The organism is Leifsonia sp. ZF2019, assembly GCF_019924635.1.
In the GTDB taxonomy this organism is placed as follows: Bacteria; Actinomycetota; Actinomycetes; order Actinomycetales; family Microbacteriaceae; genus Leifsonia.
Genome location: NZ_CP065037.1, coordinates 331,792 through 357,470, shown reverse-complemented (window position 1 = coordinate 357,470; position 25,679 = coordinate 331,792). Strand labels below are relative to the sequence as shown.

Below are 25,679 nucleotides of genomic sequence, written 5' to 3'. Positions count from 1 at the left end.
ACGACGCTACCGAACGTCCCGGACGAACACCCGGGCCTCCCACGGCCGCAAGCGCCCATCCACACGCGGCACATTCGCCTCGGTGTTCCCGAGCACCGGCACCGCGTCTGCCCACACCTCGGCCTCCGGCAGTTCATACGTCGCCGCTGCGCCGACGAGATTCGCGAGCACGAGAACCTCCCGCGCCTCCAGAGTCCGCACGTACGCGAACACGGTCGGATGCTCCCGCAGGAGGAGCTGGAAGCTGCCGTGCGAGATGGCACGTTCGGAGTGTCGGAGCGCGATGAGGGCCTGGTAATACGCGAACACCGACCGAGGATCGCGTCGCTGAGCGTCCGCGTTGATCCGGTCGAAGTTCGGGTTCACCGGGATCCACGGCTCGGCCGTCGTGAAACCGGCGTTCGGCTCAGCCGACCACTGGAACGGTGTGCGCGCGTTGTCGCGGCTCATGATGCGCAGGGCGGCGAGCACCTCGTCCGGGGCGACGCCGCGCAGTTGCACGGCCTCGGCGTAGTGGTTCAGCGATTCGATGTCGCGGAACCCCGTGATGTCGGCGAATGACATGTTGGTCATGCCGATCTCCTCGCCCTGATAGATGTACGGGGTGCCTCGTTGGAGGTGGAGGACGGTCGCCAGGGCCGTTGCCGACTCGCGCCAGTAGTCCGCGTCGTCGCCGAATCGGCTGACCACGCGGGGCTGGTCGTGGTTGTTCCAGTACAGGCTGTTCCAGCCGGCCTCGGCCAGGCCCTCCTGCCACCGGGCGAACGACTCTTTGAGGTCGCGAACGCTGGCGGAACGCGGGTCCCACTTGCCGCCAGGGCCGTGGTCCAGGCCGACGTGCTCGAACTGGAAGACCATGTCGACTTCGCGACGCGACGGATCCGTGAACAGTCGCGCATCCTCGACCGTGACGCCAGGCATTTCACCGACGGTGAGAAAGGCTCCCTCACGGTGCGCGAAGACGCGCTCGTGCATCTCGTGCAGGAACTCGTGGATGCGCGGCCCCTGCGCGTAGAAGGGGAAGCCGTCGCCGTAGAGAGCGCCGGGCGCGACGACGCCATCCGGCAGCGATGGCACCTTCGACAGGAGGTTGATGACGTCCATCCGGAAGCCGTCGACCCCCCGGTCGAGCCACCAGCTCATCATGTCGTACACAGCACCGCGGACCTCGGGGTTCTCCCAGTTCAGGTCCGGCTGCTTGCGCGAGAACAGGTGCAGGAAGTACTCGCCGGACGCCTCGTCGTACTGCCACGCGGATCCGGAGAAGAAGGACCCCCAGTTGTTGGGCTCCGCCCCCGGCTCTCCGCCGGCGAAGCCCTCGCGGGGTGCACGCCACCAGTACCAGTCGCGCTTGGGGCTGTCGGGCCGGGACGCGGATTCGACGAACCACGGATGCTCATCGGACGTGTGATTCACGACCAGATCCATGACGAGCTTCATGCCCCGCGAATGGATGTCCGCCAGCAGCTGGTCGAAATCGTCCAGAGTTCCGTAGATGGGGTCGATCTGCTGGTAGTCGCTGATGTCGTAGCCGTTGTCGTCGCGCGGTGAGGCGTAGATCGGCGACAGCCAGATCACGTCGACACCGAGCTCCTCCAGGTGGTCGAGGTGCTGGGAGATGCCCCGCAGGTCGCCGACGCCGTCGCCGTCCGCGTCCGCGAAACTCTGCGGGTACACCTGGTAGACGACGGCAGAGCGCCACCACGGGTCTTCCTCGGCCGTCGTGCGCGGGGGAACCGCGGTCGGCAGGAGCGTGACGTCGGTCATTCCATTCCGTTCGGATCGAGTTCGATGAGCACGAGCTGCCAGGTGCCGGGGGCCGGCAGGGTGACCGTCGCGTGGGTGGCGCCGGCGTCGACGGGGACCTCGACGAGCCGCGGAGAGCGATCCGGGTCGGCGACGCGGACGCGGGGCGATGAACCGGCGACGGTCCGGATGCGCAAGACGCCCTCGCCGACGGCGGCCGGCGTCTCCTTCGGTCCGTCCCAGAGGGTGTCCGGCTGGCCGGCGAGGTTGATCAGCTGCACCACGAGCCCGCGAGGGGTGCTCGTGACACGTCGCCAGACCGCTCCGGCTACGGCCTCGCCCGAGACCGGAGCTGCTGCATACGACACGTCGATGTCGTCGTTGTACGGCCCCGCGTAGGAGCCGGTGACATCCACGATGCGAGGGTCGAACAGCAGCTCGTCGTGCTCCACCATGAAGTCGTACCAGCGGCGGAGCAGCTCAGCGGTCGAGGGCTCCACCGTGTGGTTGCGGACGTAGTAGGGGTCCACCAGGATGCGGTCGGCCTCGCCGGCGAGGAGGTGGGTGGCCCCGTGGGAGAACAGCGTCGCCATCGTGAATGCGGTCGCCTCGTCGGCCGCACCCGCTGGAACGGAGTCGTAGACATGCTGGTAGGCGGCGATGGCGACCGGTTTGCCCTCGCCGGCCGCCCGGGCGCGCGTGGCGACCGCCGCCAGAGCGCCGAGGGTCACGTGCGGATCCCACACCTCCACATACACGGCGTCTTGCGGGGTCGCGCCGGTCACCCATGTCGGGAAGTCGTTGACGTTGTTGAAGACGAGGCGCGCCTCCGGGAGGCGGTCGCGCACCCCGGCGATCAGCGCCTCGAACGAGCTGCCGACGTCCACCACCCGGCCGTCCGCGCGACGAGCGTGCTTGGGGTAGCCGTACTGGTCGAGGTGGAAGCCGTCGAAACCGACCGTCGCGACCGAAGCCGCGAGTTCCTCACGGAAGTGCGAAAGCCACGACACGGCCGCCGGATCGACGATGAACAGGAAGTCGCCGAGGGCGTACGGCGCGCCCGCGGCGTCGATGAGCGCCCAGTCCTTCCACTGGTCCCACTCCTGCGGTCCGACGGCGTAGACGGCGGCATAGCCGAGCGCGCGGGCTCCGGCCGCGCGCACCGCGTCAGCGAGGCGGCGCACGGTCTCCAGAGCGACGGGCTGGCCGAGCGCATCCTCGTACTCCTCGCCACCGCCGAGCAGTTCGGCATGGCGATAGGCCCAGTCGTAGAACTGCACGTCGGTGAGGTGGAGGCGGCGGACAGTGTCGGCGAGCCCCCCTGGATCCCGCCCGGGCGAGTAGTCCACGGTGAAGCCGTAGCGGATGCGCGCGCCTGGATGCTCGGTCACTTCGACCGCAGTTCTCGTGATGGATACGCCGTCCGTCCACTCGACCCCGTACCCGCCGGGCGCGAGCGAGCCGAGCGAGAGATACCCGGCGCCTTCGGTCTCCCGGCTCTCCACCTCGACGCCCAGGTGCCACAGCGTCAGCGTGCCCGGGCCGGATGCTCCGCGCAGTTCCACGCGGACATCCTCGCGGGCCTCGAACGAGGAGCGTTCCGGCAGCAGCTCGGCGCGCACCATCCTCTCGCTCATCCCTTCACCGCGCCCGCGGTCAGGCCCTGCACGAAGTACCGCTGGAACACCAGGAAGACGACGATCACCGGAACGATCGCAATGATGGATGCGGCGAAGACGAGGCCCCACTGGGTCGCGTTCTGGCCCTGGAACAGCGCGATGGCAATCGGCAGCGTGCGGTGCTCCGGCGTGTTGATGATGGTGAGGGCCCAGGCGAACTCGTCCCAGCAGGCGAGGAACGTGAAGATGGTCGCCGTCGCCAGGGCGGGCTTGGCCAGAGGGATCGCCAGGCGCCAGTACCTCGTCCACGCATTCGCACCGTCCACCTGCATCGCCTGGTCGAGCTCGTCGGGGATAGCGGCGAAGAATCCGCGCAGCAGGAAGGTGTTGAGCGCGAGCGACCCGGCGACGTAGAAGACGATCAGGCCGCCGAGCGAGTCGATCAGGCCGAAGAACTTCGCGATGACGAATTGCGGGATGATCAGCATCATCGCTGGCACGACCAGCCCGAGCAACAGGATGCGGAACATCCATTCGCGTCCGGGAAACCGGAACCGGGCGAACCCGTAGGCCATCATCGAGCTGATCAGCAGCGACAGAGCCGTGGAGATGACGGCCACGATGACGGAGTTCACGAAGTAGAGTCCGAAGTCCTGCGTCGTCAACGCCTGGGTGTAATTCGCCGTGGTCGCCGGGTTCGGGATGAACTGCGGCGGAACCGTCAGCACGTACGCCTGGCTCTTGAAACTGGTGGAGAGCATGTAGAGGAACGGCGTCACCATGATCACCGCCCCGACGATCAGGATGGCGATGCGAGCGGCGGTGCCGAGGGACCGGGCTCGGCGCACGCCGAGCCGCCTGCGCGCGGGGGGCGCGGCGGCCGTCGTGGCGGCGGTGGCGGTCATGCGAGATCCTCTCCGCTGCGGTCGCGGAACACGCGCAGCTGGACGATGGCGAGCACGAAGACGATCACGGACAGGATCACGGCGAGAGCGGAACCGTAGCCGAAGTCGAGGAACGTGAACGCCTGGTTGTACATGTAGGTGAGGACGACATCGGTCGCGCCGCCTGGTCCACCGCCGGTCATCAGGAGCACCGACGTGAAGACGTTGAAGCCGCCGATCACGAGCATCACCGTGACGAACAGGAGCGTGGGCCAGATGGCCGGGACGGTGACGGTACGGAAGCGTTGCCAGCGGCCGGCGCCGTCCATCATCGCAGCCTCCTCGAGCGCACGGGGCACTCCCTGCAACGCGGCGAGGAAGATCATCATCGACCAGCCGACGCCTTTCCAGACGCCCAGCGCGCAGATCGCGACCAGGGCCGTCCATCGGCCGGAAAGCCAGGAGACGTCGGAGTTCATCAGGTGCAGGAAGTCGTGCAGCGTGAAGTTGATGAGGCCGCCGTCGGCGAAGAGGTACTTGAAGAGCAGCGACACCACGACCCAGCTCGTGACGACCGGCAGATAGAAGAGCACCCGGAACACCGGCTGAGTCGGGCTCTTCTGCTTGAGCAGAAGAGCGATGAACAAGCCGATGACGATCTGCGGTGGCACCGTGAAGAGCATGTAGATGCCGCTGTTCGCGAGGCTCAGCCAGAAATGATCGTCCGAGAACGCCCGGATGTAGTTGTCCAGACCGATGAACTGGCTGACCGCCCCGGCGATGACCTTCCAGTCGTAGAAGCTCATCTGCACGGCCTGCGCGATGGGCACGAGGATCAGCGCGGCGAAGAGGAGAAACCCGGGGGCGATGAAGAGGTAGGGCGTCGCGCGGGTCAGCACGCGACCGGCCGTCATCGGCCGTCGCGGCCGTGGCGATCGCTGCGCCGGCGGTGCCGAACGGCGGCCAGGGGCGGTGGAGGGCCGCGGCGCGGCGGGAGTGCTTCCCGCCGCGCCTGAGGTGTCTGCTGTGGCCGTGCTCACGAGGTCACTTGCCGGTCAGCAGCGGATCGATCTGCTGGGCCGCCGTGGTGAGCGCATCCTTGACGCTGGTGGATCCCGTGAATGCCGGGGTCAGCGCGGTGCTGAGGATGTTGTCGACCTTCGCCCCCTGCGGGATCGCCAGGCGCGCTTTCGCCGTCTTCAGCTGGTCCGCGTACATCGTGTAGTACGGGTCGATGGCGGCCTGCTTGGATGCGTATGCCGGAATCACGGTCATCTGACCGGTCTTCGCCATCTCGATCTGGAACGACTCGGATTGCGTGAAGCGGATGAACTTCTCGGCCGCGGCCTGGTGCTTCGACGATGCGGTGAGCACGATGTCCTCGCCGCCCACGACGCTGGTCGACGGTCCGTCGCCGTGGGGCACCGGTGCGTAGACCGGCTTGAAGTCCTTGTACTGTCCGGCCCAGATGCCCTTCATCCACGGGCCATCGAGGATGGTCGCGTATTTGCCGGTCGGCAGGCCGTCCGACGTGGAGGTCGCACCCTGGTTGCCCGTGATCAGGTTCGGGATCTGTCCCTCCTTGTACAGATCGACGAGCATCTGGATGGCCGCCACCGACTTGTCTCCGTTCAGGTAGCCGGTGGCCTTGGTCAGGCCGGAGTTCGTGATGCTGCCGCCGTTCGACCAGATCCACGGGTAGATGTTCCAGCCGCCCAGCCCTCCGTCGGCGAAGACGGACACTCCGGTGCCCTTGAGTTTCGCCGCCATCTGCTTCAGGTCGTCGAAGGTCGCCGGCGGAGTGCTCATCCCGGCCGCATCCAGAGCCTTCTGCGAGGTGATCAGCACGCGGGTGTTGGCGTCGAGCGGGAGCCCGTAGTACTTGCCGTTGTACTTGTTGGTCGCGAGCGAGCCCGGGTACGTCGCCTTCGAGAGGGTGCCGAAGTCGCTCATACTGTCGGACAGCGGCGTGAGAACGCCGAGCTGGCCCAGCTGAGGCACCCAGCCGATGTCGGACCGGACCAGGTCGGGCAGCGTGCCGCCGGCCGCGCTCGTGGTCAGCTTCTGGAGCAGGCTGTCGTACGGGATGTCGACGTAGTCGACCTTGATGCCGGGGTTGGCCTTCTCGAAGGCGGGAATCAGGGTCTTGTTCAGCGCATCCTCCTGGGTGGAGTTGCCGCCGTTTCCGTAGGATCCCCAGAATGTCAGGGTGACGGGGTTGCTGGACGAGCCGTCGGTCGAGGATCCGGCCGACGGGGACGAGCAGCCGGCCACGACGAGCGCGATGGCGGCGGCCATCGCCGCAGAGCCGGCCAGTGCGGTGGAACGCTTCATTGCAGTTCTCCTGTCAAAGGGTGACCGGAGCGCTCAGCTCGAGCGCCTCTTGGTGTGAATTATTTCTAGAGCAAAAAGAACTCGGTGTCAACTTCCGACTTTCGCCCACATTCCCGCCCTCGATTCGTTGATTGACGAAACAATCTGGCTATGCGAGAGTGAGGGAACAGAGAAAGGCGGTCGGCGTGACGATTAGCGCTCCCTCATGGACGCCCGGGACGGGTGCCTCCCGTTCGGTCGCACTCGAAGTGCTGATCAATGGACCCCTCTCACGAAGCGACATCGCACGCCGGCTCGATCTCTCCCCAGGATCGCTGACGCGCTTGAGTGCTCCTCTTATCGAGAGCGGGCTGCTGGTCGAGACCGGCGAGCTCACGGAGGGTCGCACCGGCCGCCCATCACGCCCGCTCGACATCGTGCCGGACTCCCGCCACTTCATCGGGATGAAGCTCACGGCCGATGACGTTCAGGGGGTCGCCACCGATCTTCGTGCCAACGTGATCAGCGCCGACCGCGCATCCTTCAGCTCGCGCGACCCGGAGTCCGTTGCAGATGCGATCGCCCAGGTCGCCGAGCGGCTCGCGGGCACAGTCCCACGGGTCACTGCGATCGGGGTCGGCCTCGGCGGCCGAATCGCCCACAACTCCACCGTGGCGAGCGCCGCCTTCCTCGAATGGGAGGACGTCCCGCTCGTCGACATGATCGAGGCGCGCACCGGCATCTCGACGATCATCGAGAACGACGTCGTCGCCTTCACCGAAGCCGAGCACTGGTTCGGCTACGGACGCGGGCTCGACCGCTTCGCCGTCATCACCCTCGGCGTCGGGATCGGGTACGGCCTCGTCATCCACGACGGCATCGTCGCCGACGAGGACACCGGCATCGGACTCATCGGACACTGGCCGCTGGACCCGTTCGGTCCGCTCTGCCCCGCAGGCCACCGGGGATGCGCACGCAGCGTTCTCACGCAAGGAGCCATTACCCATGAAGTGAGCGCCGCGCTCGGACGCGAGGTCGGGTACGACGAGGCGCTCGACCTGGCCGTGGCCGGTGAGCCCGCCGCTCACCGCGTCGTCGACGATGCCGGCCGGGGCCTCGGCCGCCTCCTCGCCGCCATCGCCAACCTCACCGTCCCCGAACGCATCATCCTCGGCGGCGAAGGCGTCCGCCTCGTCGAGATCGCACGCGAGGCGGTCGACCAGGGAATCGCAGCCGACCGCGACCCGCGGGCGAAGCGCCTCGATCTCGTCGCCACCTCCGGCGACAATCTCGAATGGTGCCGCGGGGCTGCCGTCATCGCCATCCAGACCTACGTGCTCGGCACGCATCCCGGAGCGGAAAGGCGCTGACGCGCTGAACCGCACTCTCGAGCTCCAGCGCCCGTGCCGTAGGACTCGCACTCAGGGCCCGACGGTGAGGTTGTCGAGGTTGATCGCTCCCGAGCCCCCGGTGCACCAGATGACGACCGTATGGAGGCCCGGCGTGAGTGTGACCGGTACGGACACTGTGGTCCAGGAGTCCCAGGTGCCCTGCGCAGGGAAGGTCGGCGTGGCTACCTGCTGACCGTCGACGGCGACGATTCGCGTCGCCGTGGAGCCGCCGTTGCCGTACCGGAGCGTGAGGTGGTAGTTGCCACTCGTCGCTGCGCTGACGGTGAAGGACACACCGCTGCTGGTCTGATAGAAGTTGTCGACGAATCCGTTTCCGGTGTAACCCGCGTGGTCGGTGTTGGTGGTGACGTTGGTCAGCACAGCGTTCTCGGCCTCGTACTGGTTGCCGCTCGGCGTGGTGAAGCCGCGGTCGATGTAGATCATGTCCCAGACATTCAGTTTCGGCACAGTGAAGCTGATGTAACGGCCGTTGCCATCGGTGCCGATGGTGTAGCTCAGGTTCGTGCTGGAATCGTTGTTGCTGTCCGGCGTGGCGACGTGCACCGCCGTCGGCGACTCGTTCGGCCCGATGTAGTACTTGACCGCCAGGTTCGTCTGCGCCGGCGGCGTGGCCTTACCCGCGTCGCGCCAGGTGTTGTCGTTCCCGAGCAGATTGACGAGCTGAACGACATCGTCGCTGGACGTCTTCTTCAGGTCGGTCCAGACGGTGTTCGCCGAAGCGTCACCGGAGGTCGCTACGCCCGCGATCGAGAGGAACTGCGACCCGGAGTCGACGGAGTGCACATCCGGGCCGTAGAGAAGGTTCTCGTACGCGGTGATGAAGTCGTAGTAGTTCTTCTCCCACGCACGCAGAGCGTTGGTCATCTGCTTGTCGTGGTCGGGGAAGTACGGCGCGGACAGCATCGAGTCGCCTTGCGCCATCCCGATGTTCGTTGCACCGGAGGCGGCGATGGCGGCGTCTTCGAGTTCGACGGAGTTGGTGTCGAGGGTCCCGAGGACGAGATTGTCGAGGTTCACGAATCCGGTGTTGCTGCTGCCGACGGAGATGGTGACCGTGTGCGTCCCCGCTGTGAGGGTGGGCGTGACGATATCCGCGTCGTAGTGCCAGTTGTTCCAGTTGCCGTCGGTGGGCATGGTGACGTTGCCCAGGGTCGTTCCGTCGACGGCGACGCTGCGTGTGGCGTCGCCCGCCGCGCCGTTCGCGTATCGGAAGACGAGGCTGTAGCGGCGGGTCTCGGGGGCGGTGATCGTGAACGTGACCGTGTCGCCGGTGTTGCCGTAGTTGGCGACGAATCCGGTGCCGGTGTAGCCGGCGTGGTCGGAGTCGACGGTGAGGCCGCTGCTCAGGGTCGCGTTCTCGGCTTCGTACGTGGGGCCGGCGTCATCCTTGGTGTTCGGGTAGGCCGCGATGACCGAGGGGATGCCTGCCGATTCGTTCTTCTGCGTGTCCAGGTAGGTCTTCATCGCCGTATAGGTCTCATGGTTGTCCCAGAGCTCGCTGTACAGGTAGTCGGTCTGCTTTCCACTGGCGACGTTGTCGCCGCCGTATCCGTCGACGGCGTTGAACCCGAGCGCCTTGCCCGTGCCCAGTGCGCTTCGGGATGCGGCCACGAGTGAGGCGAGGCCCGACGGGAGATCGACGGGGTTGTTCGAGGTGTCGGTCATCGCGCCCCAGTTGCCGAGCTGGTCGAGGTGCACCCCGTCGAACCCCATCGTGTTCGCCTCGTCGACGTACTTGGCGGTGATGTAGTTCTGCCAGCTGGTGTTCGCGGGGTTGAACATGTAGAGGTTCGTGCTGGGTTGGTTGGGCTTCATCTCGAAGGCCCACGGCTGGCCGGTGGACGCGTACTTCAGAGCCCAGTTCGGGTCCACCCCCGACACACTCTGGTAGTTCTGCAGGGCTGCATACGACATCGAGTACGGCATCGCCGCGGCGCTGTCGTTGTGCACGGCGAGGATGTAGTTCTGGACGGTCGTCGGCGAGATGACGTCTCCGTTCCAAGCGGTCCAGGTCGATGCGAGGGTGCCGTTGGCGTTGCGTTCGATCGGGTTCTCGTGACGCCACATCCAGTCGTAGAACTGGAAGGCGTTGATGTGATACTCGCGGACCAGCTGATCGACATCGGCTTGCGCTTGCGCCGTGGTCGTGCCGGACGGATACGTGGTGAGGGCGGCGAATCGGGGGAAGTGCTTCCAGTCGCTGGACACGTCGATCGCGGTCTGGGTGGTGGATGCTCCCGCCGTCACTGTGACCAGGTACCCGGTGAAGTCCGCGCTCGGGGCCGTGGTGTTCCAGGTGACCGATTGGGTGCCGTTGGCTGCCACATTCGCGGTCGCTGTCCCGGTGGCCACGGTGCTGCCGAGGTGCGACACCGTGAATCCGACAGGACCAGACCAGGAACCGGCGCCACTGGTCTCGGCGACGACTGCTGTCACGGTGACGGACGCGCCGGGCGCGTACCGGGCCTGGCTGACGTATGCGCTGGTGAGAGTCGGGGTCCCTCCCGACGCGTATGCGGCGGACCCGACGAGGAGCGAGGCAATGGTGGCGACTGCAGCGAGGCCGCCCGTCAGGACGTTTCGAACGCGCCGTGCCCGGACAGCGGGAGTGTGTGACATTTTCGTGCTCCTAAGGCGTGACATCGTTGTGCCCCCAAGGGTCGAGTAGTTCACATCATGACGGCGTCAATTAGTTCTGTCAATCAAATATCCATCGACTTTTGCGAAGCTTCTTCGCGCCACATCACTCAGAAATTGGTTCATTTACTTGCTTGACAGAACTAACCGAGGGGGTCAAGACTCGCCCTGTTCCCCTCCCCTGTCGACCCAAGGAGGCGTCGATGAAACACAGACTCACCTCGCGACTCGCACCCGTCGTCGCGCTCGCCCTGCTCAGCGCGACCGCGCTCAGCGTGGTCGCGGCACCGACACACGCTTCGGCAACGTCACCTACGCAGCCCTCCACCGAGACCGCCCGCAGCCTCTACATGAACAATTGGACGGACACCACGGGCATCTGGATGGCTCCGCAGCTGGCCCAGACCGACTCCAATACGCAGTACGGCCCGCGACTCGGCGAACTCCACTACTCCCCCGCCGGCGCGACCTCCGCTTCCGCGGTCAACCAGATCGTCGACTACACCGGGTTCTTCCGCGACGAGACGAACGGCAACAAGTACGACCAGGTCCACGATTTCGGCAGTGCGACCGGCTACATCGACTCGGGCGGCGTCCTCCGCAGTGACTACGGCGCCTACAACGGGTCAGCCACCACCGTCACCATCGGCCGGGATTACGCGTTCGTACCGAACCAGCATTTCCTCGTCGTCCAGTACCGTCTCCACAACCCGGGCACCAGTGCGGTGAACCTGAACGTCCTCGATGCTGTCCACCTCAACAACACCGGATCCTCCGGCCAGAACGTCACGGCGTCCTGGGATGCGACACGCACCGCCGCCGACGCGGACATGTCGGCCAGCGGTCAGTACCACGTGACTCTCGGCGCGCTCGACGGCGCCGACGGGCACCAGGTCGGCGACGACAACAACTCCACGCTGACGAGCGCGTCCGTCGCTCCGTGGTACACCTTCGACAACAACGGCACACTGGCGAACAACAGCTCCGTCAGCGCGATGAACGTCGACCTCGCCATCAACAAGAGGGTCAACGTTCCCGCCGGCGGCGACGCGACCGCTTCCTTCTACCTGGCGATCGCCGACACAGCCGGCAACGCGAACGCTGCTGCCGATGCGGCGCGGGCGCATACCGGAACCTACTGGCTGAACAACACCACGACGGCATACTCCAACTGGCTCGCAGCAGGATCTCGTACGACGAGCAACTTCACGGATACCGGCCTTTCGACCGCATTCGACCGGGCGCTCGTCTCGATCAAGCAGTCCCAGAGCCCGGTCCTCGGAGTGTGGCCGGCCGCCACCAACCCGATCGCCTACGGCTACAAGAGCTGGGTTCGCGACTCCGCGGTCACCGCGCTCGCTCTGGACAGCGCCGGGCATCACGCGGAGGCCGACAAGTACTTCCGCTGGCTGGCGAGCGTCCAATACGCCGACGGCTCCTTCGGCACGACCTACGACAACTGGACCGGTCAGCACGTGAGCTTCGTCGAGCCGGAACTCGACAGTGTCGGCATCTTCCTCATCGGCGCTTACCGGCACTGGATCCAGACCGGTGACACCGGATTCCGGGACGCGGTCTGGCCGGAGATCCAGAAGGCCGCGAACTTCGTGTCGAACAACATCGCGAGCAACGGGCTCGGCCCGAAGGACGCGTCCATCTGGGAGGAGACACAGGAGTACAACGCCTTCACCCAGGCCCTCTACGTCAGTGGCCTGCGGGCTGCCGAATCCGTCGCGCAAAGCAAGAGCGACACCACGGATGCGGACACGTGGAGCCATGCCGCAGGATCCATTGCCACCGCGTTGCAGACGAGCTCGCTCAATTCACCCGCCGGCATGTGGAACTCGCCCGACGGCTACTACAACCGAGCGGTGAACGCCGACAACACGGGCAGGACGACGATCGATTCGTCGTCCGACATGCTGATGGTCTCGGGGGTCGTCGACCCGAGCAGCAGTCGCGCCGTCTCGCACCTGTCGAAGATCATCTCGACCCTCACCCACGACACCTACGGGCTGGCGCGGTACCAAGGAGACAACTTCTACTACACGTCGCCATACAGCCCTGCGGGCAACGAAGCGTTGGCCGCTGAACCGTCCTGGCCCCAGATGTCGATGTACGCGGCGATCGACGACACGTACACGGGCAACACCACCGACGCGCTCAACCGGCTCACCTGGTACGTCACGCGCACCGCAGCGGGCTACATGCCGCCCGGGGAGGCCGTCTCCAATGTGAGCCAGAAGCCGATCATCTCCACGATGGTGGAACCGGTCACCGGCGCCTGGTACGTGCTCGCGGCACTCGTCTACACCCACCAGGCCGACACTCGGACCTACGCGCCCATCAGCGACGCCGGCTCCAACGCCAGCCTCACGGTGAGCTCGGGGACCACAGGAGACTGGCCCCAGTGGAACCCGATCCCGTACTTCGTCTCGAAGGTCGGGAACGAGACCAGCGGCGACGCGAACACGGACATCAAGAACGTCGCCATCGCCAACGATGCCAACAACATCTACATCCGCATCGACAACGCGTCGGGGACCCTCCCCGGCTACAACACGACGCCGAAGTTCGCCGTCAACGTCTATGCCGGCGACTACTCGGGCAGCAGTTCCACCACGACGAGCACGACGGCGATGTACGGCGCGACCCTGCCCCGACCAGCTGCGTACATGGTGGGACGGTGGTCGGACTCGACGAACTACGCCCACTTCTCGCTCAGCGGAGGAGCGTGGACGGCCGACTCGTCGATCACGTCCGTCATCGCACCGCAATGGGATCCGACAACGGGACGCATCGAGGTCGTCATCCCACGCAGCGCGCTCACCAGCGGAGCCGCCGCCAACGGTTCGGTCCAGCCGATCACGATCGCGCTCGTCCGCCAGGATCCGACGACCGGTGCGTGGTCGGAGGACGACCAGCTCAGCCTACGCTGCCGGCTGACGCCGACCAATACCGCCTGGATCTACGGCAACGTCCGCTAGCCAGTAGGTAGCGAGGTGGGCGAGGTGCATTGCATCTCGCCCACTTCGTGTCTCAACGGCCCGCGTTGATGTCCGCCTCACGGCAGCAGGCGTTTCCACGTCTCGCGGTTGTCGAGCAGCCACGACCGACGGCGTCTCCGAGGTGCGGAAGATGGGCGCTATGAGGCGCGGCACGGTTGGGCGCACCATCCGTCAGGACTCGCACCTCTTGTGGCGGGCCCAACTAAGGTGCCATGCAGCCCAGTGCTGGCCTGGGGGCCATATTCGAGAATCCCCTGAGGCCGGGAGAATAATCCCCCGCACTCGTCCGCCAGCTCTTGTACCCATAGGCGGATTGCCGCACACGCGGCGCCGCATTGGGTCATGCCTGGAATCCGCTGCGCGCAGACGCTCGCTGGCCTCGGGATGCCACGGAGTTTTGCGCGCTAGGTGTAGTTCCTCGTGAGGTTGTGAACGCGGGCTGAGGGGGTCTGGCCGCCGATGCCGGTGTGGGGTCGGTGGTGATTGTAGTGATGGAGCCAGTGCAGGTAGGCCGCGGCGCGTGAGTCTTCGTCGGCGTAGGTGATGGCGTAGGCCCATTCGGCTTCCAGAGTGCGGTTGAACCGCTCGACCTTGCCGTTGGTTTGCGGCCGATAGGGGCGAGTCTTCCGATGCTGGATGGTGCCGAGCGCTTCGGCGAAGTTGTTGGATCGGTAGCAGGCTCCGTTGTCGGTCATCACGGCAGTAACGGTGATTCCGGCTTGTTGGAAGAACGTGTTTGCTCGAAGCCAGAACGCCGCCGCGGTCTCTTTGCGTTCGTCGTCGAGGATCTCCGAGTAGGCCAACCGGGAGTAGTCGTCGACGGTGTGGTGCAGATAGCGGTATCCGCGCGAGGCGGGCGCTCCTCTGCGGGCGGCGCGAGATCGAGCAGCTCCCGCTCGGCGGTTCTGCTCCGAGATCCTGCCGTGTGCCCGCCAGCCTCCGCCGTCGGGGATGCGGCCCTGCTTCTTGATATCGACGTGGACTAGGGCGTGTCTTCTAACCGTTTGAGCCAGAGTGTGATTGCGCGGAGGACGACTGCTCCCCGGTAGGTGACGGCGAGGTTGTCGTAGCGGGTGGCGAGGCCTCGCCATTGCTTGGTGTCGCAGAAGCCGCGTTCGATGACGTTCCGTCCTCGGTAGTTGATCGCGTCGAATCGGGGTGGTCTGCCGCCCGCGCTGCCGCGGTTGAGGCGGTGTCGCTTCTGATCGTCGGGTTCGGGGATGACTGCCGCGATACCGCGTCGGCGGAGGTGGGAGCGGATTGCGCGTGATGAATACGCTTTGTCGCCGCGGACGGCGTCGGGCCGGGTGCGAGCTCGACCCATTCGATCTACTCGGAGCTGTCCCATCAAGGCGTCAAACATCGGCGAATCACCGGACTGGCCCGGCGTGAGGAGCACGACAAGCGGGAGTCCGTTGCCATCGACGAGTTGGTGGATCTTCGTCGACAGGCCGCCACGCGAGCGGCCGATCGCGTGGTCAGCGGGTTCCTGACGAAGATTCTTGTGATTCGATCGTGCCCCCTGGGGTGTTGGTGGGGCGGCGGCCCGCGGGCTCCTCGACACGGGCGAAGGTGGTCGCATGCTGGTGGGCTCGGTTGATCGTGGAATCCACGCTCACCGTCCAATCCAGCACCCCGGCCGCGTCGGCCTCAGTCAACAGCGCAGCATGCACCCGGTCCCAGGTGCCGTCGTGACTGAATCGGTTGTGACGCTTCCAGACCGTCTGCCAGGGACCGAACTCCGCCGGCAGATCCCGCCACGGAATCCCGGTCCGATACCGCCAAATGATGGCCTCGACCACCAAACGATGATCACCGAACGGGCGACCGCCCTTCGGCGACGGGGCCGGCATCAACGACGCGATCCGCTCCCACTGAGAATCCGACAACACCCGAGACCGCGACACAACGCCCAGCCTGCACCACGACCACAACAACGGTTAGAAGACACGCCCTAGTTGGCCCGGTGCGGCGACCTCGTAGCGGATCGGTTTCGGTTTGCGAACCGGCAACCCGGTGCTGGAGTGAAGATGGGTCAGCAATGGCATCCGGTAACGGGCCAGCACGCGCCCGACCGTGGAACGGTGCAAGCCGAGGTGATACGCGATCCGATGCGGACCCCACCGGCGCGTGAAGCGCAACGCGACTATCCGCCGCTCGATGCGCCGACTCAACCGCGACGGCGATGTCGATGGACGACAGCTGCGATCAGTCAACGGCAACCCGGCCCGGTATCGGTCAGCCCACCGCTTAGCCGTTGCCGGCGAGCATTGGAACCGGTCCGCAGCACGACGCAACGGCCAGCCACGATCGACCACGAGGACGGCAAGACGACGACGCCCTTCCGGCGTCAGCGGTGCATTAGCGTGAGTCACGAAGACCTCCGTGTGACGAGTGGTGTGTGGTAACCCACATCGTCCCGGAGGTCTTCGCCTAAGTCACGCGTTCACAACGTCCCGGGGAACTACAGCTAGGGCGTGTCTCCTAACCGTTGTTGTGGTCGTGGTGCAGGCTGGGCGTTGTGTCGCGGTCTCGGGTGTTGTCGGATTCTCAGTGGGAGCGGATCGCGTCGTTGATGCCGGCCCCGTCGCCGAAGGGCGGTCGCCCGTTCGGTGATCATCGTTTGGTGGTCGAGGCCATCATTTGGCGGTATCGGACCGGGATTCCGTGGCGGGATCTGCCGGCGGAGTTCGGTCCCTGGCAGACGGTCTGGAAGCGTCACAACCGATTCAGTCACGACGGCACCTGGGACCGGGTGCATGCTGCGCTGTTGACTGAGGCCGACGCGGCCGGGGTGCTGGATTGGACGGTGAGCGTGGATTCCACGATCAACCGAGCCCACCAGCATGCGACCACCTTCGCCCGTGTCGAGGAGCCCGCGGGCCGCCGCCCCACCAACACCCCAGGGGGCACGATCGAATCACAAGAATCTTCGTCAGGAACCCGCTGACCACGCGATCGGCCGCTCGCGTGGCGGCCTGTCGACGAAGATCCACCAACTCGTCGATGGCAACGGACTCCCGCTTGTCGTGCTCCTCACGCCGGGCCAGTCCGGTGATTCGCCGATGTTTGACGCCTTGATGGGACAGCTCCGAGTAGATCGAATGGGTCGAGCTCGCACCCGGCCCGACGCCGTCCGCGGCGACAAAGCGTATTCATCACGCGCAATCCGCTCCCACCTCCGCCGACGCGGTATCGCGGCAGTCATCCCCGAACCCGACGATCAGAAGCGACACCGCCTCAACCGCGGCAGCGCGGGCGGCAGACCACCCCGATTCGACGCGATCAACTACCGAGGACGGAACGTCATCGAACGCGGCTTCTGCGACACCAAGCAATGGCGAGGCCTCGCCACCCGCTACGACAACCTCGCCGTCACCTACCGGGGAGCAGTCGTCCTCCGCGCAATCACACTCTGGCTCAAACGGTTAGAAGACACGCCCTAGGCGCTGACTGGCTGCGCTCACACATGGAATCGACGGGCGACCTATTCTGCGTCCTCCGCGCTGGCCCTCTTTGTTCGTTCCCTGCCGGCCTTCTTCCTCGACCATGAGCTAGGAACGGGCAGGTTCCCATTCACGACGAGTGTGTACACGGTTGATGGCGCGGCCGGGTCGTCGATGCCGTGATGCGCGGGATGGAGCGGGAACATATAGTTCTCCGGCGTTCCGACCGGCAGCTCCTTTCGGCTCATGTCCAAGATCGCCAAGATGGAAAGGCGACTTCCGTCACTGGCCGCGTATTGAACCACTTGCGCCATGTACTTCGCTGCGCGTTCCCGCGTGACAGCGGTCTGTCGTTCAACTTTTAGCTCGGCGGTGATGCTGTCGTGGCGGATGTCGAGGAACCCGTGGGCGGCCCGAGATCCTCTCTCGACTCGACCTTCCAGTTCTGGTTCCTCAAGGAGGCGCGCGAAAAGGTCGTCATGGAATTTGCGCTCGGTGACAGCCTGTCCACGTTTGTACTGGCGATCCCAGGTCATTTCCAACCCGATGCGGCAAATCGCCGTGAATAGTCGACAGAACGCCTGGACCTCCGTCTCGTTGTACCCAGCCTCGGGCAGCGCCGTGTAAAGCTCCAAGAGCCGTTCGTCGATTGCGGCATATTGGGTGACGGAGTCCCGTGACGCGTCATATGGTCGCATCCGGATCTGTGGGTGGCCGGCGACGTTCAGGGCGACTGCTAGGGGCGTACGATCCGAACTCTCGCCGCGGAGGGTGACCTTGACTGCGAACGGTGGCGCGGGTTGGCCGGCAGCGATCCCATATCGCAAGATCACAGTTCCATCGCTCTCGAATCTCAGGTCGTGATCCATTGCCGTCGGCTTGTCCCAGCTGAACGTTGGCAGTGTCACATCCGCGGCGGGCACTGCTGTGACAAATTCGAGGTCGAGCCTGTTGGCCCACTCCGGCCACTCATCCAGGTGGACGCGAGCACTAAGCGTGTAGACGCTTTCGGGCTTCATCACCGCTGTTCCGGTGAGGAGCTTGTTGTTCACCGAAATAAGCGCAACAGCTACGGGCGGCACCGCCGCCTTCTGCGTCTGATTGCGGCCGGCCGAATGGCGTCGCTCGAGAGGGGGTCCTTCGATAATCAACAGCGGCGTAGGGATGGCAGTGAACTCGAACAACTCCTGATCGAAGTCTTCCGGTAGTTCGCCCGCTGTCCACGATCGCACTCTCTCGATGCCGGCCCGTAGCCGCACCGTGAGCGGGTCTTCAGCCGAGAAGGTGTCGTTCAGTTGCCGCAGGGCGTCGCTATTACGACGGCGTGCCGCGCGGATACTCGTGGCACGTTGCGAAGCGTCGGCGGATCGTTCCGCTTCGGCCACGTCTTGTAGGTGCGCGAGTGCAGCGACGAAAGTCGTGTACGCGCGGATATAGGCGGCGGTGGGAGTATCGCGTTGGGCATGTGCTGCCAGTTCGGTGGCGGCGTTGCGGAGCTTTTCGCCGTCGTTCGCAGTACCTGCCGCAATGAGTTGGCGGATTCTTTCATTTACGCTCGCCTGCGTTGCCAGTTCTGTCGCGAGGGCGCGAGAGTTGTTAGGAAGGTCAGCTGCGGTCGCCGCATGTTTGGTTTTCTGCCACGCGACCTCCGCGGTCGCTGCCGCTCGTGCTGCACTGAGGATTCCCCGTTGCGGCGCATAAGCTGGGGTACTCGGCACGATGGCGGCAAGCTGGCTGACGAGGTTTTCGAAGTCGGCTGTACGTCCAAATCTCCACAAGACCTCGGCGATTTCGACTCCCCGGAGAATGGCTCTTGGCTCGAATGCCAGGGCGACCGATGCGATTTCGCCGAGGTCGAGCGCCTCCATTCCTACGCAGTTGAGCAGGTCGATGAGAAGGCTGTCGTTATGGTCTTGGACGCCCACCTGCAGGTACCTGTATGCGACGACGCGTAGTTGCAGGTGTGCCAGGTCGCCGGACGCTTTGACGGAGTCTGCCCATCGGAGACGGATGACGGTTTCGAGGTCATGGTCGTCGAGGTCAGCGCACCTGTTGAGGGCGACGTTGTGAACGACGTCCCGATATTCGGGCAGCTTGTTTCCGAGCTTTACAGCTGCGGGGATGGCCCGGAGAAGGACGTTGTGTGTGGCTGTTGGTTTGGGCGCGTTTCGAAGAACGTTGACAACGTAAATCATTAGCCTCGTGGCGGCTTCTTCCGCGAAATCTAGCCGGGCCGCAGCTAAGAGCGTCCCCTGGATAACGCCGTAGTACGGTGACTGCATCAACGCGGGCAGCAGATCTTCGAAAGTAGATGGCAGCCTGTGCCGTGCCCCAATTTCCACCCATGCCTCGATCGCTGCGGACGCAAGTACAGGGTCCGTCTCTAGCATGTAGCGGTAAAGAGTGGGCACGATCCGGCCGAGCACCCCGAGCTCGTTTCCTGCCGCAGCCCCAACCTTGCCGAGCAACCCGACAAGCCGCCACGACATCGTTTTCGAGGTCGTATCGCCAGTAGCAGCGCGGTGCGTATCCAGGAACGCGCCGATCGTTTCGATTACCGCTGTCGCGTCAGCATTTGCCGCCAAATCGACGGCTTCGAAGTAGCGCCCGGTTGCAGCCTGGTACTCCATCTGACTGCTGTATGCCTCTAGCGGCGCGAGTAGGTCTGGGTCGCCTCCTTCGAGAACTAGTGGGGTGTTTGTGGGTTTCGCGCTCTGCGCTGTAATCGACTCGAGTGCGGCGTGGAACATCGCGTTTAGGTGTTCGACCGCCCAGGTCGGTTCGTCTCGCGCGAGACGGTGAATCACTTCCGCACTGTCGGCGGCTATACCCGAGCCCCATCGGCCGCCGGCAAACGACAGCAGCTTCTCGAAGAGCGCATCTCTTACCACCCGGCGTTCGATACCGGTCAGGTCTGGGTCGCCTTCTTCTTTCCACCGCCTGTCCTGGTCGAGGAGATGGGCGGTCTCTTCCCACACCTGGAAATAGCGCTTCCGTTGTTCATCACCGGCCGTGGAGCCACGAGTTTCAAGCTCCGTGGTGACGTCTCCGATCTGAAGGATGCTGGCGATCGCGAGCGTTTTGGCAACACGATGTTGCGGGAAAACTTCGTGTCGGTCGCCCGGAAGGACGACGTTTCTAAGAAGTAGGGGGAGTGCTAGTTCGGCGATCTTCGGACGTCGAGCGGCGAGAACCGCAAGCGCAGTTGCCGCCGTCGCTCGGTCCTGCTCCCGAACGGCCTTCTCCCAGTCCGAGCGGAGGCCAATGGACCCGCCCGGGGTGATAATTGGCACCATCGGCTCCAGTGCTGGCAGCATCTCCCCTAGCGTGTTAAGTAGCTGGGCCTCGGCGAGGTCCGCGGTTAGCAGCAGCCCTGCGGCGTCGGTCGTCGTTCGCGGCCGCAACTGCCCGACGGACCCGTGCTCGACACCGCAAGATGCCCGCAGGATACTTTTGACCGCGCCCTCCGTGAATTTCCCGATGGGTGCTTCCTCCGCGAATTCGACGAGGACTTGTATTGCTTCCGTTGAGGCTTGCCGTTCCAGCGCCGCGAACGCTAGGTCCAGGACCTCGCTAACCAGATCTCGTCGGCTCATCGCCACAATTCGGAGCGGGCCGAGCAGCACGGTCAAACGTTCGTCCCGGACGAGGGCACTGAGGATGTTGGTCGCTTCGACGGTGAAAAGTTCGGGCGCGCGGGTAGCTGTCGCCACGAGCCGAGCTGTCGCATCGGCGAGGTCCTCAGCAGAGTGAGCCCCGGAAGGGTCCGGGTCGATTAGCGCAAGATCATTGACGATAGCGGTGACGGCGGGATCGCCCTGTATTTTCAGCGCGCTGCGTGCTGACTCTCGATGCGCCCACTGCTCGCGTGCGATGCGGCTTCGCTCTTGCTCGCGCGCAGCAGCTTCGGCCGCCTCGGAGTCTTCCTCTGCCACAAGTGCACCAAGGGTGGGGACTTCGCCAGTTGGTCTCTGCAACTTACAGCCGATGCAGTGCTCTCTGTAGAAGCTAGTCGCGATCGGCTGCAGTTGCATTCCGCCCATCGCCCCGTTGACTTTGGGGCATTCGATGGTTCGCATGTTGATCGGCAGGCCCGACATTTGCTCGAGCATGCCCCGGCCGAGGGTCTGTTCGAAACGCATCAGTTGACAGTGACGGTGTGAGAGCTCAATGACAAACGCGTTGTGACGGCCGATCTCCAGCTCGCGTTCGAAGTTGTCCTCCTCATCCACGTTCACAGTGTTTCAGGAGGCGCCGACAGCGCGCCACCATTTGGGCGCATACTCGCCGGTGGAGGTAGATGGCGGTGACGCAAACGCCGACGGAGGGCTTTCTGAGGCGCCCCAGGAGGGGCCCTCATGAGCGTTAGATGGGACTGGCCGGACGTTACGAATCACGCACCGAAGGATGCCGAGCTTCGGTGGCCGATGGCCCAGAATCGGCTCATGAGGTCGTATCCGCGTGAAGTTTTCATCCTTGGCGCCGGCTTTTCGCGTGCCGTTTCGTCACGGCTTCCGGTTACCGACGAGCTCGGGAATGAGGTTATCCAGCGTGATCCCACAAGGCTTGGCCGCAGCGTCGGCAAGCAGCGGTTCGCGGGCGGGTCGTTCGAGACGTGGTTGTCGCGGCGGGCGGAGGCACAGCCGTATCTGACGGCTGAGCAGAACTTGGAGTCGCAGTCGATCTTCGCCCGTGGGACGCGGCTCATCGGGGAGGTCCTCGATCAACGCGTGGGTGAAGCGCTTGCCTCGCCAATGCCGGCATGGCTCGGTGAGCTGATCAGCCTCTGGCACCACCGGTCGAGCTCGGTGCTCACGTTCAACTACGACACGCTAATCGAGTGCGCGTTCCAGACGATGAGGTTCTGGGACTGGCGCCATAGGACTTCGTTCCAGTGGGGGTCAATCCTGAATTACACCCCGGAAGGGAAGGGCGGCCTTTCATATGCGGAGAGCGACGGTACTGGTGCTCCGCATCCGAGCTTCCGCCTAAGGAAGCTGCACGGCTCATTGAACTGGTTCTGGTCGCCTGGCGACACTGCCGGAGCGACCGTTCGCAGGGCTCGCCTGCCCGGCGACTTCATGTCGCCTAATCCGATCCCCGAAGATGAGATGCACTGGATCGCGCCGGGTCGGGAGCGCTTCATCGTCCCACCTGCGGCGCTCAAGTCGTCCTACTACCAGAACCCGATCGTCCGCGAGATCTGGCAGCGCTCGAACGAGGCCCTCCAGGAGGCGGACGTCATTACCTTGATGGGATACTCCGTGCCAGTAACGGACCTATCGACTACGGGGATGCTTGCTGAGGCGCTTCAGAACGGCGGTAAAGAGGTCCGCATTGTTGATGCCTATCCGAGAGCGGAGTCGGACCCGACATCCGTTGCTGCCAGGGTTAGGAATCTCGCCGGGCCAAACACCACCATAGAAAACCGGGGATGCGGCGAGGCCGTGGTCGCCGACTATGTTGAGCGACTCGTCGCTGAAGCAGGGAACCAGCTCGTCGCCGATTTAGCTTCAACCGACCAGCCCCGGACCGCTGCTCTCCACGTTGACTGGGGCGAAGCCAGTGGCCTGGGGCGCGCAGCAGCCGTGGTTGATGTCCGCCGTAACGCCGACACGATTACCGTTACGACCGACCCGCTAAGCAACGAAACTCGTGCGTTCGAGTCCCGGCGCGGTTCGGAGGGCCACCGAGCCATACCGAAGTCGCTGCAGGACCTCCTCGATCTGATCGAGGGGAGTAGCCGGATCCTTGTCCGCGTTCCTGGCGGCGACAGGGAAGCAACGGCAATTCACGCGGAGCCACGACCTTACGACACGGGTCACTCAAATGAATGGCTTCAGCTCGTTACCGCCGGACAGACTTGGCTTACAGGGATTCGCCCCGATGCTGGGTCGTGAACGGTCGGGGTATCAGGCAAACCGCACTCCGGTCTTGCCATGACGAGTGACGTCGAGGGCGGCCCCGGCTGGATCATTCGGGGCGCAGACCTTCGGCCAGCGATCACAGACCTCACGAGGTTCCGCGACGGCATGACTTTTGCCGGGGGCGGGTGATTGCCGCGGGTAGCGCCGCTGAACTCCAGACAGGAATTACCGGCGCAAGGCCGTCCGTACCCATTCAGGCTCTTGCCGGGCCGGCCGACGACGGCGCTCTACGAATGATCCACCCGCAGGTGCTCGATGCTGGGTCGCTCATTCAACAGTCTGCAAATCACCTGTCGACGTTGCGACTGGCCCGCCTTCACGGCGGTCAGGATTTCAGCTTGGCGAACATCGCAGCTAGGTCCTCGTCGTTCGCCGTGACGTCCCGCCGGTAAGCACCCAGGCTCTGTGGTGACCCTGAGGGATCTCGGAGTGGCGCGTCCATCTCGTCGATCCTCTCGCGCAACGTGTCGGTGTGGATGTCAATGTCCGTGGCTTCGGCGAACGCGATGACGTCCCCCAGCCATTGACTCATTAGCTCCGGGTCGGACTGTTGGCTTATCGCCTCCAGCTCATTCTCTAGGGCCTTCGCCAGCTCGCGTTTCTCATGGTTGCGGTATCGCTCGTCGCGGAACCATCTCGGCACCTTCAAGTAGTGTTGCAGGTCCTCGATGGTCGGCACGGCCTCGAATGCGATGCGAAGAACCTTCATGGCCGCGTCGTGCGACCAGGCCGGCGAGTCCCGGTCGGCCAAACGGGAGGCCAAGTCGAACAGGAGGTCAGCCGAAGGGGAGACGTAGGGCAGATTGTCCACCCGTGAGAGCAATTCGTCGACGGAGGCCCGGAGTTGATCGGTGGCTTTGTTGACGTCGAATAGCGCACTGCTGCAAAACAATGCCAATTGCGCGGTGGCATCTACGCGCTCGGCGAGGTTATCGAGAAGAAAATAGCCTTCCCTCTTGTGTACCGCGTCTCTCTCGACTTGGCGGACCGCTTCGACTCTAGCTGCGTGCTCCAGCTGGGCTCGCCCGGTGGCGGCCGCGATGGCGTCGAGATCAACGATGCGACGGCGCGCGTTTGCTTCTAGTACGGGATTTGGTGAGGTGGTCAGCCCGTCCTGTCGATGTTGAAGGTTGGCGAGTGACAAGACGTAATTTAGTTGCCCGACTGTGACGACTGCGTTGATGGTGGCGTCAAATTGGCCGGGATCCTGTAGTTGATCGAGTAGGAAATCGCGACGGCTCGGGTCGTACAAAGCGATCTCGTCGATCCTGCCGCTTTCTCCTTCAAGTCGAATCCAGGATCCTTCCAGTGTCTTGAGCGCGTCCTGTAAGTCTCGGGGATCCGGTGCGTTCACCGCTGACCGGATCACATCGAGTGGCGCGTAGAGACTCGGCCATACCGCCAGCTGGTTGAGGACAGCGACTGCGGTCGTTGAAAGTTGTCTGTAGCTTCCGGACCAGACGGTTTCTGGGTGGTTGAGCGCTTCAAACATCGCTGTGTAGAAGTCGTCGACGGAGTCGTGGTGTTGAGCGATAGCTACGGACTCGAGGAGCCTGGGGTTGAAGCCTGGGTGGTCGATGACCTTCCTGTATCGCGTGTCCGTGGCGAGTCCGAGGCGGACGTCTCGGTCCGGGAAGCCGAAGTACAGGTGGTTGAACAGCATTTGCGCGCGCACTGAACGGCTGAGGTCCTTCAGCTCAATTCGTATGCGCGACCGGTCTTCGGCTAGCCGCCGAACGCGGTCGTCTGCTCCAGTTTGTGCTGCGTTGAGGACCTGCTGGCGAGTGGTGAGGATAAGCCGCTGCTGACCGGACCCGTTGCGTATGTCGTCGATGAGTAGGGCTATGTTGGAGGCTTCGTTCTTCTGCAATTCAGCGACGTTCGTCTGTCCGAGGAAGTCATCGTAGAAGTAGAGGGTTTTCTCGCCGTCAACGAGGTGGTGTCTCCACGCGTCATCCACATCCGAGGCGATGTTTCGAATCGTCCAGCCTTCTCGCCAATACGCAAGGAGGATCATTTGGGCGAGTGTGCTCTTCCCTACGCCGGGCGAACCGGAGATGATCACCACGTTTTGGTCATCAAGCATCGCAAGAGCCTTGGCCATATCCTCAGTCGGTACGAAGAGCTTCGCTCGGTCGCGCACTTGACGAAGCAGCGCTTCGCTTCGCTGCCACTGTGCTCCCTCGGCGACTTGCTGGAACACTGCGGAATTCGAAAGCCAGAGTTTGTAGTGGCGGTTCTCGACATCGCGATGCTTTGCAAGATGTGCATTAAGCCGCCCTCGATGCCAAATTCCGTCGACTTGCACCGGCAGCGGTGTGAGCGCCTCTAGTAGCAGGTTCTCGGTCTCGGGACTCACAGCGGCTGATGTGATGAACAAATAGTCCCGCGCTTTCAAACCGAGCCCGCGCTTTGCTTCGCTTTTCGCCGCGGCGATGAGTCGTCGCCTGTCGGCATCCGGGTAGTGCTTGGACTGCCCAACTAGACCACGTTTGGCGTCTCGCAGATCGACACCCCCGTCCGGTCCCACTCCGAATGACACCAGTTCGATTCCCAAGGCGGCGTTGAGGAGGTCCCGAGTGAACGATTCGAAGTCGATCGGAGAGAGCGAACGAAAGTCGTAGTCTGCCATTCCTTGTTTCCCTTGCTGCCAGTGGCGTCACAGGCAGTCTGTCGCAAACGTGCGC

Annotated in this window: 11 protein-coding genes and 4 pseudogenes; 4 read left to right on the top strand and 11 right to left on the bottom strand. The window is 64.3% G+C overall.

Annotation, left to right across the window (positions count from 1 at the left end):
* Positions 1–6: 6 nt before the first annotated feature.
* The 5 genes from IT072_RS01670 to IT072_RS01650 all read right to left on the bottom strand — a co-directional run bounded on the left by IT072_RS01670 (position 7) and on the right by IT072_RS01650 (position 6,583).
* Complete coding sequence (locus IT072_RS01670) at positions 7–1,767, bottom strand: glycoside hydrolase family 13 protein (protein WP_223359060.1); 1,761 nt, start codon at positions 1,765–1,767, stop codon at positions 7–9.
* Positions 1,764–3,383 carry a glycoside hydrolase family 66 protein gene (locus IT072_RS01665; RefSeq protein WP_223359059.1) on the bottom strand — a complete coding sequence of 540 codons (1,620 nt, stop codon included), beginning with the start codon at positions 3,381–3,383 and terminating at the stop codon, positions 1,764–1,766. The genes IT072_RS01670 and IT072_RS01665 overlap by 4 nt, the downstream gene beginning before the upstream one ends.
* Positions 3,380–4,270 carry a carbohydrate ABC transporter permease gene (locus tag IT072_RS01660; RefSeq protein WP_223359058.1) on the bottom strand — a complete coding sequence of 297 codons (891 nt, stop codon included), beginning with the start codon at positions 4,268–4,270 and terminating at the stop codon, positions 3,380–3,382. The genes IT072_RS01665 and IT072_RS01660 overlap by 4 nt, the downstream gene beginning before the upstream one ends.
* Complete coding sequence (locus IT072_RS01655; RefSeq protein ID WP_223359057.1) at positions 4,267–5,163, bottom strand: carbohydrate ABC transporter permease; 897 nt, start codon at positions 5,161–5,163, stop codon at positions 4,267–4,269. The genes IT072_RS01660 and IT072_RS01655 overlap by 4 nt, the downstream gene beginning before the upstream one ends.
* Before the next feature lie 130 nt (positions 5,164–5,293).
* Positions 5,294–6,583 carry an extracellular solute-binding protein gene (locus tag IT072_RS01650; RefSeq protein WP_223359056.1) on the bottom strand — a complete coding sequence of 430 codons (1,290 nt, stop codon included), beginning with the start codon at positions 6,581–6,583 and terminating at the stop codon, positions 5,294–5,296.
* Between the two features lie 323 nt (positions 6,584–6,906).
* On the opposite strand from IT072_RS01650, the gene IT072_RS01645 reads away from it, so the two are divergent.
* Complete coding sequence (locus tag IT072_RS01645) at positions 6,907–7,932, top strand: ROK family protein (protein ID WP_223359055.1); 1,026 nt, start codon at positions 6,907–6,909, stop codon at positions 7,930–7,932.
* A gap of 51 nt (positions 7,933–7,983) precedes the next feature.
* Here IT072_RS01645 and IT072_RS01640 read toward each other — a convergent pair whose 3' ends face one another.
* A complete protein-coding gene (locus IT072_RS01640) occupies positions 7,984–10,593 on the bottom strand; it encodes a glycoside hydrolase family 66 protein (protein WP_223359054.1) in 2,610 nt (869 codons plus the stop codon).
* Between the two features lie 221 nt (positions 10,594–10,814).
* Here IT072_RS01640 and IT072_RS01635 point away from each other — a divergent pair, with 221 nt between their 5' ends.
* Positions 10,815–13,598: a glycoside hydrolase family 15 protein gene (locus tag IT072_RS01635; RefSeq protein ID WP_223359053.1), complete on the top strand. Its 2,784-nt coding sequence runs from the start codon at positions 10,815–10,817 to the stop codon at positions 13,596–13,598.
* Between the two features lie 425 nt (positions 13,599–14,023).
* On the opposite strand, the pseudogene IT072_RS01630 reads toward IT072_RS01635, so the two are convergent.
* The 3 pseudogenes from IT072_RS01630 to IT072_RS01620 all read right to left on the bottom strand — a co-directional run.
* Positions 14,024–14,605: pseudogene (locus tag IT072_RS01630) on the bottom strand (integrase core domain-containing protein); the annotation flags it as partial.
* A pseudogene (locus IT072_RS01625) lies at positions 14,602–15,526 on the bottom strand (IS5 family transposase). The pseudogenes IT072_RS01630 and IT072_RS01625, both read right to left, overlap by 4 nt.
* A gap of 39 nt (positions 15,527–15,565) precedes the next feature.
* A pseudogene (locus IT072_RS01620) lies at positions 15,566–15,994 on the bottom strand (helix-turn-helix domain-containing protein); the annotation flags it as partial.
* A gap of 146 nt (positions 15,995–16,140) precedes the next feature.
* Here IT072_RS01620 and IT072_RS01615 point away from each other — a divergent pair.
* Positions 16,141–17,065 (top strand): annotated as a pseudogene (locus tag IT072_RS01615) (IS5 family transposase).
* A 41-nt stretch (positions 17,066–17,106) separates the two neighbouring features.
* Here the strand turns inward: IT072_RS01615 and IT072_RS01610 are convergent.
* Positions 17,107–21,297 carry a hypothetical protein gene (locus tag IT072_RS01610; protein ID WP_223359052.1) on the bottom strand — a complete coding sequence of 1,397 codons (4,191 nt, stop codon included), beginning with the start codon at positions 21,295–21,297 and terminating at the stop codon, positions 17,107–17,109.
* Between the two features lie 213 nt (positions 21,298–21,510).
* Here IT072_RS01610 and IT072_RS01605 point away from each other — a divergent pair, with 213 nt between their 5' ends.
* On the top strand, positions 21,511–22,965 hold the full coding sequence (locus IT072_RS01605) for a hypothetical protein (protein WP_223359051.1): 1,455 nt from the start codon (positions 21,511–21,513) through the stop codon (positions 22,963–22,965).
* A gap of 352 nt (positions 22,966–23,317) precedes the next feature.
* On the opposite strand, the gene IT072_RS01600 is transcribed toward IT072_RS01605, so the two are convergent.
* Complete coding sequence (locus IT072_RS01600; RefSeq protein ID WP_223359050.1) at positions 23,318–25,624, bottom strand: hypothetical protein; 2,307 nt, start codon at positions 25,622–25,624, stop codon at positions 23,318–23,320.
* Positions 25,625–25,679: the final 55 nt, after the last annotated feature.

Bases quoted from the DNA above. Each gene is read 5' to 3' on its own strand.
- IT072_RS01670 (WP_223359060.1), bottom strand. From the start codon at position 1,767: ATGACCGACGTCACGCTCCTGCCGACCGCGGTTCCCCCGCGCACGACG.
- IT072_RS01655 (WP_223359057.1), bottom strand. From the start codon at position 5,163: ATGACGGCCGGTCGCGTGCTGACCCGCGCGACGCCCTACCTCTTCATC.
- IT072_RS01650 (WP_223359056.1), bottom strand. From the start codon at position 6,583: ATGAAGCGTTCCACCGCACTGGCCGGCTCTGCGGCGATGGCCGCCGCC.
- IT072_RS01635 (WP_223359053.1), top strand. From the start codon at position 10,815: ATGAAACACAGACTCACCTCGCGACTCGCACCCGTCGTCGCGCTCGCC.
- IT072_RS01660 (WP_223359058.1), bottom strand. From the start codon at position 4,270: ATGACCGCCACCGCCGCCACGACGGCCGCCGCGCCCCCCGCGCGCAGG.
- IT072_RS01640 (WP_223359054.1), bottom strand. From the start codon at position 10,593: ATGTCACACACTCCCGCTGTCCGGGCACGGCGCGTTCGAAACGTCCTG.
- IT072_RS01665 (WP_223359059.1), bottom strand. From the start codon at position 3,383: ATGAGCGAGAGGATGGTGCGCGCCGAGCTGCTGCCGGAACGCTCCTCG.
- IT072_RS01600 (WP_223359050.1), bottom strand. From the start codon at position 25,624: ATGGCAGACTACGACTTTCGTTCGCTCTCTCCGATCGACTTCGAATCG.
- IT072_RS01605 (WP_223359051.1), top strand. From the start codon at position 21,511: ATGAGGTCGTATCCGCGTGAAGTTTTCATCCTTGGCGCCGGCTTTTCG.